This window comes from Acinetobacter johnsonii CIP 64.6, assembly GCF_000368045.1.
In the GTDB taxonomy this organism is placed as follows: domain Bacteria; phylum Pseudomonadota; class Gammaproteobacteria; order Pseudomonadales; family Moraxellaceae; genus Acinetobacter; species Acinetobacter johnsonii.
Genome location: NZ_KB849230.1, coordinates 94787 through 113177, shown reverse-complemented (window position 1 = coordinate 113177; position 18391 = coordinate 94787). Strand labels below are relative to the sequence as shown.

At 42.1% G+C, this 18391-nt stretch carries 16 protein-coding genes; 6 read left to right on the top strand and 10 right to left on the bottom strand.

Going from position 1 to position 18391, the window contains the following annotated elements:
- Nucleotides 1-49: 49 nt before the first annotated feature.
- Both F986_RS01635 and F986_RS01630 read right to left on the bottom strand, forming a co-directional pair.
- Nucleotides 50-304 (bottom strand): type B 50S ribosomal protein L31, encoded by a 255-nt coding sequence (locus F986_RS01635; protein ID WP_004691406.1) that lies wholly within the window; start codon nucleotides 302-304, stop codon nucleotides 50-52.
- Between the two features lie 129 nt (nucleotides 305-433).
- Nucleotides 434-1732: an ABC1 kinase family protein gene (locus F986_RS01630; RefSeq protein WP_004691404.1), complete on the bottom strand. Its 1299-nt coding sequence runs from the start codon at nucleotides 1730-1732 to the stop codon at nucleotides 434-436.
- A 193-nt stretch (nucleotides 1733-1925) separates the two neighbouring features.
- Between F986_RS01630 and F986_RS01625 the strand changes: the two genes are divergently transcribed.
- Nucleotides 1926-2135 (top strand): DUF1737 domain-containing protein, encoded by a 210-nt coding sequence (locus tag F986_RS01625; protein ID WP_004691402.1) that lies wholly within the window; start codon nucleotides 1926-1928, stop codon nucleotides 2133-2135.
- Nucleotides 2136-2190: 55 nt separating this feature from the next.
- On the opposite strand, the gene F986_RS01620 is transcribed toward F986_RS01625, so the two are convergent.
- Nucleotides 2191-3492, bottom strand: coding sequence for an MATE family efflux transporter (locus F986_RS01620; RefSeq protein WP_017397230.1), 1302 nt, complete (start codon nucleotides 3490-3492; stop codon nucleotides 2191-2193).
- A 101-nt stretch (nucleotides 3493-3593) separates the two neighbouring features.
- A complete protein-coding gene (locus tag F986_RS01615) occupies nucleotides 3594-4055 on the bottom strand; it encodes a DMT family transporter (protein WP_026056414.1) in 462 nt (153 codons plus the stop codon).
- Nucleotides 4056-4179: 124 nt separating this feature from the next.
- Here F986_RS01615 and hemW point away from each other — a divergent pair, with 124 nt between their 5' ends.
- Nucleotides 4180-5334, top strand: coding sequence for a radical SAM family heme chaperone HemW (hemW, locus tag F986_RS01610; protein WP_017397229.1), 1155 nt, complete (start codon nucleotides 4180-4182; stop codon nucleotides 5332-5334).
- A gap of 297 nt (nucleotides 5335-5631) precedes the next feature.
- On the top strand, nucleotides 5632-6906 hold the full coding sequence (locus F986_RS01605; RefSeq protein WP_017397228.1) for a DUF1254 domain-containing protein: 1275 nt from the start codon (nucleotides 5632-5634) through the stop codon (nucleotides 6904-6906).
- 93 nt (nucleotides 6907-6999) lie between these two features.
- Here F986_RS01605 and F986_RS01600 read toward each other — a convergent pair whose 3' ends face one another.
- Nucleotides 7000-7380 carry a hypothetical protein gene (locus F986_RS01600; RefSeq protein WP_004691392.1) on the bottom strand — a complete coding sequence of 127 codons (381 nt, stop codon included), beginning with the start codon at nucleotides 7378-7380 and terminating at the stop codon, nucleotides 7000-7002.
- A gap of 500 nt (nucleotides 7381-7880) precedes the next feature.
- On the opposite strand from F986_RS01600, the gene hchA reads away from it, so the two are divergent.
- On the top strand, nucleotides 7881-8750 hold the full coding sequence (gene hchA, locus F986_RS01595) for a glyoxalase III HchA (RefSeq protein ID WP_004691391.1): 870 nt from the start codon (nucleotides 7881-7883) through the stop codon (nucleotides 8748-8750).
- 125 nt (nucleotides 8751-8875) lie between these two features.
- Here the strand turns inward: hchA and F986_RS01590 are convergent, their stop codons facing one another.
- Nucleotides 8876-9637: a substrate-binding domain-containing protein gene (locus F986_RS01590; RefSeq protein WP_004691388.1), complete on the bottom strand. Its 762-nt coding sequence runs from the start codon at nucleotides 9635-9637 to the stop codon at nucleotides 8876-8878.
- Nucleotides 9638-9847: 210 nt separating this feature from the next.
- The gene (locus F986_RS01585) at nucleotides 9848-11671 is read right to left on the bottom strand and encodes an acyl-CoA dehydrogenase C-terminal domain-containing protein (RefSeq protein ID WP_004691386.1); all 1824 of its coding nucleotides are present in this window, start codon (nucleotides 11669-11671) and stop codon (nucleotides 9848-9850) included.
- 231 nt (nucleotides 11672-11902) lie between these two features.
- On the opposite strand from F986_RS01585, the gene F986_RS01580 reads away from it, so the two are divergent.
- Entirely contained in the window at nucleotides 11903-14332 is a 2430-nt protein-coding gene (locus tag F986_RS01580; RefSeq protein WP_004691384.1) for a hypothetical protein, read from the top strand.
- A gap of 43 nt (nucleotides 14333-14375) precedes the next feature.
- Here F986_RS01580 and aroE read toward each other — a convergent pair whose 3' ends face one another.
- From aroE to hemF, 3 genes are all read right to left on the bottom strand, one after another.
- Nucleotides 14376-15164 (bottom strand): shikimate dehydrogenase, encoded by a 789-nt coding sequence (gene aroE / locus F986_RS01575; RefSeq protein WP_004691382.1) that lies wholly within the window; start codon nucleotides 15162-15164, stop codon nucleotides 14376-14378.
- Between the two features lie 98 nt (nucleotides 15165-15262).
- The gene (locus F986_RS01570; RefSeq protein ID WP_004691380.1) at nucleotides 15263-15469 is read right to left on the bottom strand and encodes a hypothetical protein; all 207 of its coding nucleotides are present in this window, start codon (nucleotides 15467-15469) and stop codon (nucleotides 15263-15265) included.
- Between the two features lie 288 nt (nucleotides 15470-15757).
- Nucleotides 15758-16699, bottom strand: coding sequence for an oxygen-dependent coproporphyrinogen oxidase (hemF, locus tag F986_RS01565; RefSeq protein WP_004691379.1), 942 nt, complete (start codon nucleotides 16697-16699; stop codon nucleotides 15758-15760).
- Nucleotides 16700-16967: 268 nt separating this feature from the next.
- On the opposite strand from hemF, the gene hemN reads away from it, so the two are divergent.
- Nucleotides 16968-18332 carry an oxygen-independent coproporphyrinogen III oxidase gene (gene hemN / locus F986_RS01560; protein WP_019509664.1) on the top strand — a complete coding sequence of 455 codons (1365 nt, stop codon included), beginning with the start codon at nucleotides 16968-16970 and terminating at the stop codon, nucleotides 18330-18332.
- Nucleotides 18333-18391: the final 59 nt, after the last annotated feature.

Genomic DNA, 18391 nt, shown 5'->3' with positions numbered 1-18391 from the left:
GCTTCTTGATATCTTTACTATAACGCGTATAGCTTAAAGAAAAATGAAATTATTGTGAGCGTTTGAAACGCGCGAAACGTTTATTGAAGCTTGCAACACGACCTTCATTACTGGTTTGACGTTGTTCACCGGTATAAAACGGATGTGAAGCACTTGAGATATCTAAACTGACGTAAGGATAAGTCTTGCCTTCATACTCTCGAGTTTGATGACTTTGTAAGGTACTGCCGATCACGAAAAACGCGTCGGCATTGGTGTCATGGAACAGGACTTCACGATACTCTGGATGAATATTGGCACGCATAGACTTCTCCTTAAATGTGTTATTTTGAAATGTTATAATATAACAATAAAGAAGTCAAAATAAACCCAGTGCCTTTATGTAACTGGGTTTATTGAGTTGTAGCGATTTTATCGTGCCCGCAGTTCTTATTTAGGCAGGAGGAGGGACCAACTCTTCAAATAGATCATTGAGGTTGTCGTGCACTTTGAGATGAATCAGGTTCCAATAATGCCCTGAGACTGTTCGATTCACCATGAGTGTATCGGGTGAGGGTTTAAATACATCCCAATATTTCAGAGATGGCTTGACCAGTTCAATGCCATCATGATGCGCTGAGTTCTCAGCAAAGTCATACATGGTCGTAAGGGGGCGCATCAGCACTTCTAACCATGCTTCATACAGTTCGGCAGGAAATTTGCCTTGTTCGGACATAGAGTGCAAAGCAGTCAGTTGCTGTTCCATGGCCAAGATATCACTGTCGCGCGCTGCTTGAATCAGCTGCTTAAAATGCATTACGATTTCAGTCGATAGGGTTTTGACACCGCCGTAGTCATATACAATTACGCTACCATCTTCACGAAAGGCAAAGTTACCCGGGTGGGGGTCGCAGTGAAAGCGTTTTAAGAAGAAAATCTCACGGCCAATGGCACGAAATAAACGACGGCCCAGTTCATTGCGCGTCTCTTGTGACCATGTACTGGCAGTTTCAATGCTTTCGCCGTGCTCCAAGCTTAAGGTCAAAATATGACGGCTTGAATAGTCTTTGTAGACTTGAGGAATAATAATTTTAGGGTCTAAAGCTTGATGAAAGGTTCTTGCGACCTCTAAGTTTTGGGCTTCTATTTGATAGTTTAGCTCGTTGTCTAAACTGTCCTGAATTTCTTTAAAGAGTTGATCTTGCAGCTTACGGTCAATTTTAAGTACACCCATCAAGCGAAGCGCCAAACGGACTTGTTTTAAGTCACTTTCACAGGCTTCTTCTACACCCGGATATTGAACTTTAACTACAACTTGCTCACCACTCGGTAAAGTAGCTTTATGCACTTGGCCAATGGAGGCTGCGGCAAAGGGTTGTTCATCAAAGGTGGTAAAAATTTGATTGAGTGGCTTGCCGAGTTCTTTTTCAACTTGAGCTTTGATCTCTTGAAAAGGCATGGCAGGCGCTTGGCGTTGTAATTTACTAATTGCACGTGCCACTTCAGGCGGGAAAATATCTTTGTATTGAGATGCAATTTGCCCGACTTTCATCACGGCACCTTTCATTTCACCTAAGGTGTCTGCAATTTGAAGTCCAATGTCCTGAAAAAGCTGACTGCGCGCCGCATTTTTTTTATCTTCATCGGCATTGAAGTTTTTAATTGAATTGGTCACAGTTTTGGTTGCGATACTTGCCGTCATGCTGGCAAGTTTCATAAAGCGACGACCGGGCGTACGAGTCGTATTTGCCATGCGATATTCCTCGGGGAATTTTCATTACATCTCAGATTTGATCATAGGCGACAAATGCAAAACTGCCTACTTTAAATTGTTAAGCTGATGTTTCTATTTAAATAATAGTGGTCAATTGAGTGAATTGCACACAAGATGTCGCTGCATTTAAAAATCGCGTTACACTGTGCGAAAAAATTTGAGTAAGAAATAAATGAAAGTTTATCGTTATTTTACAGGCAAGGACGATGTGCATTTTTGTGCGCGTGTCACCAAAGCACTGAATGAAGGTTATAGCCTGTATGGTTCACCCACCATGACCTTTAATGGTAGTGAGGTGATCGTGGGGCAGGTGGTGGTTAAAGACGTTGAGGATGAGAGTGAAGTGCCACAAGGTCTGAAAGACGCTTTGGCACAACAGTAGAACAGCTGGAATAGGAGAAGAGTCTGGCTCCTTCCTATTCCATGCCATGCATGACTTATGGATAGTCCTGACTGAGGCGTTTATTGTTGTTATAAAGACGGAGCAAGAGCAGGGCACACGCCACGCTTAAACCAACAATCAGTCCAATCCAAACACCTGCTGCACCTATATTGGTGTAGCGCGCCAAATAAATGCTGACTGGGAAAGCCACGATCCAATAGGCAACCATGGTAATCCACATTGGGCCTTTGGTATCTTGCATGCCGCGTAAGCAGCCTGCGGCACTAATTTGCCAAGCATCCATCAGTTGGTAGGCGAGTGCGAACAGCAGTAAATACATCGCAACTTCCGATACTTCATGATTCGAGGTATAAATCGCTACAATTTCAGGACGAAACAGTGCAATCAGTAGCATGGTCATCAGCGCCAAAACCGTACCTGTAGCCAGTCCGAGTTTTTGCACTTTTCGCATAGCCTCCCAGTTTTTCTCGCCATAGTAAGTCCCGACACGAATAGTCAGGGCGATGGCAAGGGACATCGGAATCATAAACAACTGAGAGGTGACCGACATTGCAATTTGATGCGCCGCCACAATGGTTTCACCCAGTGGACTGAGAATAATTGCAGCGGTACTAAAAATACTGACTTCGAAGAAAATCGCTAAGCCAATGGGTAAACCAAGTTTTAAAATGCGTTCGATCCAGTAGCGATCCATCTTCTCCCAAGTACTAAACACTTGAGTTTTTTGATACGCCGAAGCTTTAAAAATATAAGTGGCCAAGGTGAAAAACATGATCCACTGTAAAATTGCAGTGGCAAATCCACAGCCTGCTGAACCGAGCGCTGGAATCGGGCCGAAACCATACATAAAGACAAAGTTCAGTGGAACCAAAAGAACCAAGGCCGCTAAGCTAATGACGGTGACAGGACGTGGATGGCCGAGCGCTTCTGAGTATCCACGCAGTGCTGCATACATAGTCACTGCAGGCATGCCAAAGCCAATGGCATGTAAAAATAGGCTAGCTTTAGGCAGTAAGTTTGCAGGTACCCCCATGAGTGGCAGTAATAGCGGCATGCTTTGTAAAATTAAACCCGCAATGCTCCCCAAAATAAAGGCCACCCAAAGTGACTGACGGGCAATGGTGGCGATTTTTTCAGGGGTGCGTGCGCCATTGGCTTCCGCCACCAACGGCGTTGTCGCAATCATGATGCCACTGAATAGCAACATCACTGGTATCCATAAACCGACACCGACGGCAATTGAGGCTAAATCAGTAGGGGATAAATGCCCCGCCATGATGGTATCAATTAACCCGAGACCCGCTTGAGAAAACTGCGTGATCAGGATGGGCAGCATTAACACCAATAACTTTTTTAATTCGAAACGATGGGACGTGATTTTACTTGTAGTCGACACAAAAATTACTCATATTCATCATGTGCTTGGTCTAAATAAATTCAGCGTTGTAAAGTGAGAAGCACACCAATAAAAATTACGACGCCACCAAGTAAACGCTGCCAATTGACAGGCGTTTTTTCGGTACCAAGTAGACCATAGTGGTCAAAAATCACGGAGGTCAGGATTTGTCCAAAAATAACCAAACCTGAAAACGTGAGAAAGCCTAATTTAGGCGCAGTATAGATGCTTATACTGATGGCATAAACCCCTAAGCAGCCACCGAGCCATAAGTACCAAGGAATATTGGAAAAATCATGTAACTGTGGTTTGTCCACAGGTTGGAGTACAACCAAAAGCGCTAAAATGCAGGTTCCAATGAAGAAGGATAACAATGCGGCTTGTAGTGGAGAGTAAAAATATTCTCTGAGTTGTGTATTTAGTGCCGTTTGAAAAGTCATAGCAATGCCAATACCAAAGGCCAGTGGTAGCATAAACAGCAAGTGGCTCGATATTTTCATCATTTTAAACCATTCATTCTTCTTGTCTTTTTATCAGTCTAATCCAAATAGACACAGATTTCATAAGTGTCTTGATGCAGTCATGTTAAAATATGCAAGATTACCGCTGTGCTTTAGAGTCTCTTCCTTGACTGATTTACATCCTGCAAATATTCCGTTGTCTTTATATATTCACATGCCGTGGTGTGTGCGTAAGTGTCCCTATTGCGACTTCAACTCGCATGCGGTGCCAGATGGCAAACTGTCTTTAGATCTAGAGCAAGAATATTTACATGCTTTGGTGGAAGACTTTAAAACTCAACTCGAGTTTGCTCAAGGGCGTCATATTCATAGTGTGTTTATTGGCGGCGGAACGCCGTCTTTGATTTCAGCACAAGGGTATCAATGGTTATTTGCCCAGTTAAAAGCACTGCTGCCTTTTGAGGCGGATTGTGAAATTACCTTAGAAGCTAATCCAGGTACAGTCGAACATGACCCTTTTACCGATTATTTGACAGCAGGCATCAATCGTTTGTCGATAGGGGCTCAAAGTTTTAATACTGAACATTTAACCAAGTTGGGACGAATTCACAGTAACGCCGATGCGATTTCAGCCATCGGTTTAGCTCGTGATGCAGGTTTTAAACGTATTAATGTCGATCTAATGCATGGTCTGCCCGAGCAGACTTTAGAGCAAGCTCTACTGGATTTAAAGCTGGCCGTGGACAATGGTGCAACCCATATTTCATGGTATCAACTCACGATTGAACCGAATACTGTGTTCTTTAGAACCAAGCCTGTCTTACCTGTGGACGATGTGCTTGAAGAGATTCAAGCCCAAGGTGAAGCTTATTTAAAAGCACAGGGTTTTATTAATTATGAAGTTTCGGCATGGCGTAAAGAGCAACCTTCCGCACATAATTTGAATTATTGGCAGTTTGGCGACTATTTAGCGATAGGGGCAGGTGCACATGCCAAAGTGACCCAGCCAGATGGAGTCTATCGTTTCCAGAAAACTCGTTTACCGAAAGACTATTTGGCTAAAGTCCCTGCGGAGCATGTGCAGTTTAAGCGGATTGAAGCCGACGAACTTCCATTTGAATTTATGATGAATGCTTTGCGTTTAAATGATGGGGTTGCAGCTGAATGTTATGCGCAGCGTACAGGTTTGAATTTGGATAGTTTGGCTGAAACGTTAGACTCACTACGCAGTCGAAAATTAATGGTGGATGATGCCATGCGCTTAGCATGTACCGAGCAAGGGCATGTATTTTTAAACTCAGTGTTGGAAGAATTTATCTAAGTTTTTTAAGTAAGCTATCTTTTAATAAGGCATATTTATTCGTCGGTATAGAGGGAATGAATATGCCTTTTTCTATGGAATCAAAAATTTAATAATACAGACTCTTTGTTTAACAGAAGAAAATGGCAAAGACTGGATTTAGAAGAAATGAGAACCGTAGATGAAGAATCTTTCAATTTAGATTTAACAACCATTCATTTGAGTGGTGAAAAAGAATATTAAAAAATGATAAAAGTACCTAGTCATTTATAATACTAAGGGAATAATATGAAAAAAATAGGACTATTATCACTCATAATGCTTGGAGCAGTAGGCTCTACGTCGAATGCAGCGATTCCAGATCAAGTTGCTGAAGATGCTTATTTGTATGGCTACTCCATTGATGAAGCCTATAAATATTTCTATAAAACAACGGTTGAAACTAACACCCCATTAAATCGGTTCCAAAATATTCGCCAACTCGCGGATGATACATATACTGCTCACCCAAGTATTAATAATGATACCTTGCACTTAATGGGTTGGTTAGATGTAGGTACAGAACCTGTTATTGTGAGTATTCCAGATTTTGATAAGGGGCGTTATTGGATTTTGCACACCATGGACATGGGTCACTACACTACAGCCATGATTGGTGCCAGAACGCGTGGCACTAAAGGTGGTCGTTTCATGTTTGCTTCAAAATCTTGGAAAGGTACTGTACCTGAAAGTGTCGACCAAGTGATTTATGTCGAATCTGATTTGCAAAAAATGATGGGTCGTATTATGGCGACAGGCAAAGAAGATGAGAAAAAAGCCCTAAATTATATGGATCAATGGAACATTCGAACTTTATCTGAGTATTTGGGTGAAGCAGGGCCAAAGCAAAAAGAAAGAAACTATCCAAACCCAGAAAATACTTCTTGGTTAGAACGTGTCAACTTTATGCTTTGTGAAGGCACAATGGCAGAGGCAGATAAAAAGTGGGTTAGCCAATACAAGGCAATGGGTATTGCACCTTGTAATTATAAGTTTACTCAAGAGCAATTGGCGGCTGCTAAAGTAGGTGAAAAACTTGGTATGCAGCATCTTAAAGACGTTTTACCTAAATTGTCCAATTCTAGTAATTTATTAGGTACTCGTGAGCAATTGGGTGAAGGCCCTCGCGACCTATTTGCAGAAGGAACCTATATTGGTCAGTGGGGGTTACCACCAACTGAAACCGTGTACTTAAAAACTGATGTTGGATCAGATGGTAAAAATATTAATGGCTCAAATGGTAAAAAGTACAAAATACACTTTAAAGCGCCAGAAGTGAGTCAGTTCTGGTCATTTACGGTCTATGGTTCAGATAATAAGCTTATGGCACATAACGAAATGAATCGTCATAGTCGTGGTGACCGTACACTTAAAGCGGGTGCAGATGGTCTGTACACCATAGAATTAAGTTCTGATGAAAAAGCTAATGCCAACAATTCAAACTTTCTACCGATTCCAAATAAAGACAGCTATATCATTTTAAGAATGTACGGTCCAAGTAAAGCCATGCAAGAGGGTAAATATTCAATGCCTGTGATAGAAGTGGTGAAGTAAGACTTTGATGTAATAGTCTATTCAAAAAAGCTCAGACTTCAGTTCTGGGCTTTTTTATTAATATGAGATTGATTTCAATTGTTTTTAATTTATTCACTTGTCATCATAGATCAGATCATCTTCATGCACATTGATAAAGTCAGGTTGCGGATTTGTATCAAATTGAACCGCAGAAATCGACGCCTTGCCTAAAATCTTTGCTTTTCCCACTCTGTGCATACCATCCATCAAGCGACCTTGAGCACATAAAATGATGGGATAAGATAAATCTGCCTCTAGAATGAGTTGCATATGCGCAATAATTTCATGAGTGGTTGGGTGAGTATCTGGATACCAATAAGCTTCGTCTAATTCCTTGATGTCTGATAGCGGAACTTGTCTGACTTGAAAAGATTGAGTGAGTTCGATCAAGCGATCGACATCCCAAATATAGGTATCGTTTTCAACTTTTCTAAAATGATATTGCTTTCTCATCAGGATTAAATCCAGATAAAATACACAAGAATTAAAACATAAAGTCTAAAAGAATACCTGCGCGTGAAATTAAGCGAGTGAATAATCATCAGACATTAAATAGCCAGTTATTTTTGATTCAGCCGCTAATGAATAGCGTTGATTCATTTGTACGAATTAGCTTACATTAATTCCCTCTTTTTGCGCCTATACGTCTGCCTGTAAGTTTTCTAATATAGAACCATAGAGAGCAGGATGCTCCAATAGAATAACAATAAAGATCAGCTCAAGGACGAAGGTACGACAGGAGTCATACCTCAGCACTTAATACGAAAAACCCCGACAGGATGTCGGGGTTTTTTATTGTCCAAATGTTTATCTTGTCATATAGGCAAGCTTATATTTACATCTTAAAACAGAGCCACTTTGAAACTTTGTTATGCTGAATAAATGAGCTGTAATACAGAACTCTAGGTTTCGTAAAACTGAAAATAACCAAGCAATAATAAAGGAGAATCAGCATGGCACAGACCAGCCAAGACCGTAATCCAAGCCCTGATTTAGCTGAAGATAATGCATTCTTTCCATCGCCTTATTCACTTTCCCAATACACCGCCAGTAAAACCGACTTCGATGGAACCGACTATCCAACACCCTATATTGGGCATAAAAAAGTTTTGATGGTCGCAAGCGATGAGCGTTATCTACTGATGAAAAATGGCAAGTTCTTCTCCACAGGCAACCACCCAGTAGAAACTTTACTGCCTATGTATCATTTAGATCGCGCAGGCTTTGACATTGATATTGCTACGTTATCCGGCAATCCCGTTAAACTTGAAATGTGGGCGATGCCCCATGAAGATGCTGTCGTGCCTGCAACATTTCAAAAATACTTAGCCCAATTTAAGAAACCCTTAAAACTGGCAGATGTACTGAAAAACAGTTTAGGTGATGACTCTCCCTATTTGGCCGTTCTTATTCCCGGTGGGCATGGTGCTTTGATTGGTTTACCTCAAAGTGAAGACTTAAAAACCTTACTGAAGTGGGCGGTGGCAAAAGATAAATTTGTCATTTCGCTGTGTCATGGGCCAGCAGGCTTATTGGCTGCCGCATTTAATGAAGCCCCTGAAAATTATATTTTTAAAGGGTACAAAATGTGTGTTTTCCCCGATGCACTCGATCAAGGGACCAACTTAGAAATTGGCTATATGCCGGGGGAGTTACCATGGTTACTGGCAGATCGCTTAGAAAAGTTGGGTGTTGAAGTGGTCAATAAAGAGATGTCGGGACAGTGTATTCAAGACCGTAAGCTAATTACAGGAGATAGTCCTTTGGCATCGAATACCTTGGGTAAAATGGCAGCACAAGCGCTTTTGGCCGAGGTTCAGTAATTATTGTTTTCTGAAATCAAGAGCGCCGTGGCGCTCTTTTTTATGTCTGATTTGCTTATTAAAGGTTCTATTATCTAAGCTTGGAAACTTCTCTTTAATGTGGATAAAGGCTTAAATTTAAAGATTTATTTGCTCCAACCAAACTGTTTAAAAATCGCACTGCCTTGAGCAGAACTTAAAAACGTAACAAAACTTTTTGCTTCAGGATTTTTTAGACTGTGCTGAGTCAGTGCAACACCTGCATCACGGTAAATCACCAGTTCAGGTTCGATCGGAATAATTTGCCCAATGTCTGGATTACTGACTCCCCAAATATTAAACACCAACCATGCATCATAGCTGCTGTCCGCTTCCCATGCTTTTTTCGCTGCGCCTGTATTGGGTGCATACATGGCGATATTTTTACGGAATGATTTTGTGAGCTGAATATTACCCGTTCTACCCGCAATATCTTCCCACATGCCCACTTGGCCTGCGCCATGTGTGACCAAAACTTTAGTGTTTGGCTTACTTAGATCTTTAAATCCCTGAATATGTTTGGGATTGCCTTTTCTGACTAAAATGGCAGCAGGGCGTAAGTAGAGTGGTTCAATTGAGTCCTTTACGATTTTGTTGGCAAATACGCTTTCAAAATCAGACATCATCGCTTCCGAACCGCTATAGATGACGTCTGCATCGAGTTTGGCTTTGTCGGCCCATTGTGAAGTAGGACCAGCGGTTACATGGACATCTATCCCTGTCTTATTTTTAAATTGTTTCGCTGCTTCATGCATCGCTGGTGCTGGCCCACCTGGACCATAAACATTGATTGCCGCAATAGTGTCCATTGATAAAAAGCCCAGCATGAGCGGAAAAATATAGTAGCTCAGCTTATATATTTTTAACATTGTTATTCCCTTTACTGATATTTGAATGCTGATCATATTTGTTTTTCTGATGTAATTGAATATTTATATTATTTTTTTTGTTAAATGATTTTTGCAATATGTGAAAGAGAACAGCAGCAACTACGAAGTTGCAGGTTTATGGAAATATAAGGTCGAACAAGAAATAAAAAGAGCGCCTAGGCGCTCTTTTTATCGGTCTAATACTGTTAATTAGTAGTCAAAGCTAAAGTGTTCAGGTGCTAAAGAAGTCATGGTTTTTGAAGGATTGACCATTGCTTCGGCATGACCTTGGGTACGTGGCAATAAACGTTCGAAATAGAAGTCAGCTACTTTAATTTTTGCTTTATAGAATTCAGCAGATTCTTTGCCATCACCAGAAGCCAATTTTTCTGAAGCCACAGCCGCTTGTTGTGCCCAGAAATACGCCATCATTACATAGCCAGAGAACATCAAGAAATCGACAGAAGCTGAAGATACCACGTCACGGTCTTTACGAGCTGCAAGCATAATGCGAACAGTTAAGGCATTCCACTGTGCGCATACTTTGGTTAAGTCCCATGCAAAACGACGCATGTATTTGTTGCGTGCCTGTTGACCACAGAATTTTAAAATTTCAGTGGTGTAGTCGCGAATCACTTTACCTTTAGAGGTCAGAAGTACTTTACGACCAATTAAGTCCAGTGCTTGAACACCTGTTGTGCCTTCATATAGTGTCGCAATACGTGCGTCACGTGCAATTTGCTCCATGCCCCATTCTTTAATGTAGCCATGACCGCCATAAACTTGCATACCATGGTTTGCAGCTTCCAAGCCTAATTCAGTTAAGAAGCCTTTTAAAATTGGGGTATAGAATCCTAAGTGATCATCATGTGCTTCAAATGCAGCAGTATCGCCACGTTCAAGCGCATCTGCCATTTTGTCGGCAATTTGCGCTGCATAATAAATCATTGAGCGACCGCCTTCAGCAATCGCTTTTTGTGTTAGCAACATACGGCGAACGTCAGCGTGATGAATAATAGCATCCGCCACTTTTTCAGGGTCTTTCTTGCCAGAAAGTGCACGCATCGACATACGTTCTTTGGCATATGGAAGTGCACCTTGGAAAGAAAGCTCAGCATGTGCTATACCTTGAATGGCAGTACCGATACGTGCGGTGTTCATAAAGGTAAACATGGCATGTAAGCCTTTGTTTGGCTCACCAATCAAGTAACCGATAGCATTGTCAAAGTTCAGCACTGCGGTTGCAGAAGCGCGAATCCCCATCTTATGTTCAATTGAACCACAGGTCACAGGGTTACGTTCACCAAGGCTACTGTCTGCATTGACCAAGAATTTAGGCACAATGAACAGTGAAATGCCTTTGGTGCCTGCAGGTGCATCTGGAAGACGAGCAAGTACGATGTGAATGATGTTTTCAGTTAAATCTTGCTCACCTGCAGAGATGAAGATTTTGGTGCCTGAGATGTTATAAGTGCCATCGGCATTTAATTCTGCTTTGGTCTTTACTTGGCCTAAGTCGGTGCCACACTGAGGTTCAGTTAAACACATGGTACCAGACCATGTACCTGCCACTAAGTTCGGCATATACAGATTTTTCTGTTCGTCTGTACCAAACTGTAAAATGGTGTTCATACAGCCGATGCTTAAACCTGGGTACATTTGGAAAGACCAGTTTGCGGTGCCCATCATTTCCGATTTAATCAGATTTAAAGATTGAGGCAGGTTCTGACCGCCAAATTCTTCAGGGAAAGACAAACCTTGCCAGCCACCTTGGACAAACTGGTCATAAGCGTCTTTGAAGCCTTTTGGTGTTTTCACTTCACCATTGTCGAAGGTACAACCTTCTTCATCGCCCGATTGGTTTAAAGGAGATAAAATATTTTCACAAAAATCTGCTGCGCCTTCTAAGATCATATCTACCGTATCAGCGTCGGCAGCTTCACCATTCGATAGGGTTTGATAATGTGCAGGATAGTCCAGCACTTCATTCATTAAGAAGCGAATATCATGTAAGGGAGCTTTATATGCAGGCATGTGTGTAATCCTAATTTAGAAATAGTATTGGATTATTTAAATCGATCATTTCATTATTCATACATCGTATCAAAATACATTGATAGATCCGACTTGAGAAAATGTCAGAAAGGCGAATTGGTAGATAAAATCATCAATCTAAAAAGACAGTTCTGTTACACTGACTCGGTGGTCTTTTGATCATGTACTTTTTTAATAAACTATAATTAACTCAGGTTTTCAGCAAGTATTATGCGCTTAAAATATATAACACTTTGTTTATTGGGTTTGAGTATCAGTGGGTGTACTCAGCATGTCATTAAATCCAATGCCTCTTCAGATCAGCAGCTCGGGCAACAAGCCACGCATGGTCTTAATGCCATGTTTGAAAATGCTAGCTATGATTTTAAAGGTCAGTTCTCTATTCAATCTGACTTTAATTTTAATGAGTCCAAGCCAAAGACTCAGCCAAATTCTAAGTCGAATACTCAGTCAAATGGGACGAACTTAGATCCAGAGTTGAAAAAACAATTAGATCAACTATTAAAAAATCAAAAGATTTCCTTTACCGCCAAAGAAAAACAAGCCCTATATGATGCACTTGCGCGTGAACAAAATCCGTATGCATCGTTGTATGGCAGTGGTGAATCACGTTCTGCTAAGGTTCAAATCGCAGAATCTTTGGTAAATTTACTCAATGACTTACAGTTTAGTTATCAGGGCTCTGTGCATTTCCGTCAAAAATTGGCAGCATTGACTTTGCAGTTAAGCTATCAAAAACCAACCTTACAAGTGCAAGCACAGTTGCCGATGGTGGTTGATTTTAATGACTATAAATTTTACACCAACTACTTTGCCTTTATGCCGTTCATGGTGAATCGTGAAAGTCAGGATCGTTTTGCCTACATTGACTTTTCTAAGCATAAAGACGCATTTGGTCATATTGATTTTAAAAAGTTTGCAGAATATTTAAAGCAGATGAATGCACTGCCATATGCCTTGGCAGAGTCAAATCAAGTGCATAGTGTTGATTTAAGCAAGTCAGAAAAAGAAGCGGGACTAAGCAAAAAAATTCGCTATATGGGTGACTTAGAAACAGCACAAGTACAATTGGGCTTGTTTGAATACGTCAATAAACTGCACTATACCCAACAGATACAAGCTTTTGATGCTGAGCGTCTGATTGAAGATGCTGCAAAAACACCAAGCGCAGCGGAAGATGCAATGCAGGCGGCGAAAGAAGCAGAGATTGCTGCAAGTAGCGCAAGTGAAGACCCAGCCTATGATTCACTCGAACGTGTCAGTCATTTGGTGAACCAAAAAATGCAGAACTTGAGTGGTTATGGGCAGAGCGATGAACAAGACATTGTTGTAGATGCCGCTGCCGATGCTACGGTTGATGCAGCAGCAGATGTGGCTTATGCGCAGGCCGCGACAGAAGATGCTGATGAGACAGCAACTGAAGTGACTGCTTCTGCAGCACCAAATACGCTATCTGAAGAAGCTTGCGATGCGCTCATCAACAGCAAGAACATTCCTATTGGTAAAGTGACCGCATGCCGTGATTATCAAGATATTGATGTACTTGCACCTAAAGTAACCAATGAATCTATAGATGAAGAGACTTTTGGACAAGCAGCGACCAATGTTTTGGAAGAGTTGAAACCACTCTTTAGCGCGTATCAAACAGAGCAACTGGTAGACGCACAAAGCTTTAAACAACTTTGGCAAAAACATCAGGCTGAAATTACACCGATCATGGCACAGCTGGGTAGCGAGCGTTCACCGTTTGTGATGGATGTTGGACTCGACCAAAAAGGTCGTGCGCAAAACATGGATTACAACATTGTGATTAGCGATGAGCAAATTGGTAAGCTACAAATTAAGAGCACCAATCAGGTGTTTAATTATGGCAGTGCGACCGCCATTGACCGTCAAGCTTTAAGAAATGCCAAATCGATTGAGGAAGTATCTAAAGGTTCACTGCTGGAAAATGTAGTGAAAGGCATGCTGGGCCCGTTAGGTGCAGATTCATCAAGTGTAGAGAGCGCATCATCAAGTACAACAGAATTACCTAAGGCTATTTCAGATTATTACCAGCAGGCAGCGCAGCAAAGCTATGCACGTCATCATTCTCAAGTTAAAGCGTATCAAGCGGTATTTGCTTTGATGTTTGCCGCACAACGTCCAGAGTATATTCGTTACTATAGCTCAGCGACCATCAATGAAATTTCAGAAGTGTATGCCTATGAGTTCATGGATGTTGCAGAGCCGAAGGGTGCAGCACTTAAGCGTCTGACTCAGCTACGTCAAAAACATGCTTTACAGCACGAACAAGACTTTGATGAGCTGGGAGAAAGTATCGCCAATATCGTTAATGATGCACTGGAAGATGTACAAGAAAATCAGCAATGGAAGGATTTGGCGAAGAAATACAAAACCAAGCAAGCGGTTTTTGCTCAGGTCTATCAAGACAAATTCACCGATACCTATGAGATTGACCAAGAGCAAACTGCATATTTGACTCAGTCTGCACACGTCTTTGCTAAAGCATTTGCAGATGACTTAAAAGGTCAATTGACAGAAAAATCGTTGCAAGGTTTGAAGCTTGAACATGACGACTTCTTTAGCGACTCGACCTATTACGAGACCTATAAAGCCGTACAAAAACACATGAACTAATCTGAAAAAAAGAACCTCTGCGGAGGTTCTTTTTTATTTGTGCTTATAAAAAATCTTTCAGGTTCGGTTTTACACCATTCCAAATGGAAAAAGATTCAATCGCCTGACCCACGAGCATACCATAGCCTTCCGAGGTGGGTACGCCGCGAGTCTTGGCTTGATCTAAAAAGGTTGAGGGTTTGCCATAGGCCATTTCATACGCATGTTGAAACTGGAGTGTTTCTGGCAGAACGAGGGCATCGCCACTTAGGCTGGCAGAGGTTGCGTTAATCACCAAATCAAACTGACCTTCGAGTGCCTCTAAGCCGATGGCTTGCAATTCGGCTTGCGGTACAGCCGTTTTTAAGTCAGCAATCAGTTGCTCAGCACGGGCAAGGGTACGATTGGCAATCACAATTTTTTTCACCCCTGCTTGGACCAGTGGATAAATGACGCCGCGAGTTGCACCACCTGCACCGATGATCAGTACATCAGTTTGCTCTAAGCTCCAGTCCAATGCACGAATGGCATCGACTAAGCCTTGTCCATCGGTGTTGTCACCATGTAATTGACCATCGACCATCCACAGTGTATTGACTGCTTTTGCGATTTTAGCGCGTTCAGTGAGGACTGCGCAGGCTGCAAAGGCTTGTTCTTTAAACGGGACAGTGACGTTTAGACCAATGCCACCCTGTGAGAAAAATTCTTGGATATTGGCGAGGAAGCCATCGAGTGGCGCAAGACGTTTACTATAGTTGAGGTCGAGCCCCATTTTTTGTGCAAACGCATGGTGAAGTTCAGGTGAGCGAGACTGCTCAATCGGGTTGCCAATGACAGCGAATTGTTTGCTCATCGCACCAAATCCATGTGAGAAATGCCGTTCAATATACGGCAAATTACACGCAGGCTAAAGCGTTCAGTGTTTTTTATCAACAGAGAAAAGAAAGGCGATTATGGATTACAGATACTGTGAATCGCATCAAACAATAATTTTGCTGCGGTCAGGGTTAAGCCGATACCTGCAAATACGGTGATGCTGATGGATGCATTGTCATTAAACGCACTTTCAGAAAAAATAGTGGTACTGATCGAGCTTAGCAACACCATAGCAAAGCAGAAAAGAACCATGGTGGTCGAGCTAACTCTTTTTGCGAACATGTTTGGGGCCTCAGAGAGAACAGCAAGGGAGGATACTAAATGTTGATGTCATTAAAATGAATACATTGAAAATGACTTAATTTAGCTTACGGTTTTTGCGAACTTAAAAGAACCTAATTGCTGTTTTAAACCTGTGACAATGCTTTAATAAATGCAAAGAAATGACGCTTTGTGTAGTGGACATTCTACGGGGAATTGATCGGGAAATATATAAAATTTAATGGATAAGCGGCCCTAATCTAGTGAAAAGGGCATGTGTGAGGGGGGTAGAATTGTAAGCCTGTGTGTCTATTTGAGCAGCTTGAGCCAATCTTGCGGTTTCAGGTAAAAGTCGGTCAGTTTTTTCTCAGCGGAATCGGCTTCCCATTCAGGTCGATATGACCAACCGGCCAAATTCGGCAAGCTCACTAAAATCGACTCGATACGCCCACCTGTTTGTAGACCAAAAAGTGTGCCGCGGTCATAGACCAAGTTATATTCGACATAACGACCACGACGATAGATTTGAAAGTCGCGTTGCGCCTCGCTAAATGGCTTGTCTTGGTTACGCTGGAAGATTGGAAGAATAGCTTCTAGGTAGCCATTGCCGACGGCTTGTATATATTGGAAACAGGTTTCAAAGTCCCATTGATTGAGATCATCAAAGAACAATCCACCGACGCCACGTTGTTCATCACGATGTTTTAAATAAAAATAGTCATCGCACCATTGTTTATGTTCGGCATAGACTTCAGCGCCAAAGGGAGCACACAAGTCGTGCGCTGTCTGATGCCATGACAGCACATCTTCATCGTTGGGATAAAATGGAGTGAGATCGAAGCCCCCCCCAAACCACCAAATTGGGTCTTGACCTTCTTTTTCAGCCACGAATAAGCGCACATTGGCATGTGAAGTCGGGACATTCGGGTTTTTCGGATGGATCACCAAAGAAACACCCATGGCCTGTGCCTTGGCACCTGCAATTTGCGGATGGCGTTCAGTCGCTGAAGCAGGGAGTTTAGATATGTTGATGTGTGAGAACATCACTCCACCTTTTTCAATCACTGTGCCATTTTGCAGTACGCGTGAACGACCACCACCACCTTCAGGACGCTCCCAATCATCTATTTCAAACTGTGCAGTCCCGCCACCAGCACGCTCTTGTTGTTCAAGTGCGGCACAAATACGAGCCTGTAAGTCGAGGAGAAATTCGCGAACGCGTTGGATATCCGCAGACGTTGGGTGCTGCATGAAAAGCCTCATGGGAAAAGATGAAAACTGCCTACATCAAAACATAAAACAGCAAAAAGATTAAGAATATTTTCCGAAGAGTCCTACTGCAGCATTCGATGTCGTGAAGCAAGTTAAAAATGAAAATGCTGCTATGTGCAAAATAACCTGACCAATTCGCTAGGTTGAATTCTGATTCTAAGCTCAGCAGAATAACCACAGTACAGACCTGAGTTTGGCGATGCAGAATAGGCTGCATCTTCTGAGTGCGGAAGAGCTGATGGTAAATATGCGCGATTCATTGATTCAAAAATACAATGTTCCTGGTCCACGTTATACCAGTTATCCAACGGTGCCGTATTGGGAAGAGGAGCAGTTTTCTTTAGAGCAATGGAAACAGACGCTGAAAACATCGTTTGCTGAATCGAATTCGACTGAAGGCATAAGTTTGTATATTCATCTGCCTTTTTGCGAAAGTCTCTGTACTTTTTGTGGTTGCCACAAACGGGTGACCAAAAAACATGAGATGGAGCAGCCTTATATTCAGGCGGTTTTAAAAGAATGGTCTCTTTATTGTGACTTGCTTGAAGAGAAGCCGTGCATTAAAGAAATTCATTTGGGTGGCGGAACGCCCACTTTCTTTTCTCCAGTGCATTTAACTCAGTTAATTGAAGGCATCCTTGCGCAAGCAGAGATTGCCGAGCAGTATGAGTTTAGCTTTGAAGGGCATCCCAACAATACCACACGGGCGCATTTGCAAGCCTTGTATGACTTGGGCTTTCGCCGTGTCAGTTATGGGGTGCAGGATTATAATGAAACCGTACAAAAAGCCATTCATCGGATACAGCCTTTTGAACATGTCGAGCAAGTGACGCAGTGGGCACGTGAAATAGGCTATAGCTCAATTTCACATGATTTGGTCTTTGGTCTGCCTTTTCAAAACCTAGATGATGTGCTCAACACCATTGATCAAACCAATCGTTTACGTCCAGACCGTCTGGCATTTTATAGTTATGCACATGTGCCTTGGATCAAAGGCAATGGACAGCGTGGGTTTAAAGACCATGATGTGCCGAAAGATGAAGTAAAACGGCAGTGCTATGAAGAAGGGAAAAAGAAGCTGCTTGCGCAGGGGTATTATGAAATTGGTATGGATCATTTTGCTTTGGAAAGTGATGGGATGTACCAATCATTTCAGGCAGGCACTCTGCATCGCAATTTTATGGGTTACACCGCGTCTAAAACCCAAGTGATGATTGGTTTAGGTATCTCATCCATCAGCGACAGTTGGTATAGCTTTGCGCAAAATGAAAAAAAACTCGAAGATTATTATGCGCGACTGGAAAACAATGAACTTCCTGTCTATCGCGGGCATATTTTGAGTGCTGAAGATCTGATGATTCGTCGTCACATTTTAAATTTGATGTGTAGCTTTCAGACGTCATGGGCAGAACCAGATATGCAGTTTCCGGAATTGGCTGAGGTATTGGGACAACTGGAAGAAATGCAGGAAGATGGTTTATTGGAGATTGGGCCACACAGTATACGAGTAACTGAGCAGGGCAAAGCCTTTGTACGCAACATTTGTATGGCGTTCGATTTGCATTTAAAACGCCGTCGACCTGAGAGTCGTATTTTCTCCATGACCATCTAATCTGACTGAAGCGCTCTAAACCGGCCTTTTCAAGTAGGCTTAGAGCAAATGATTAAATT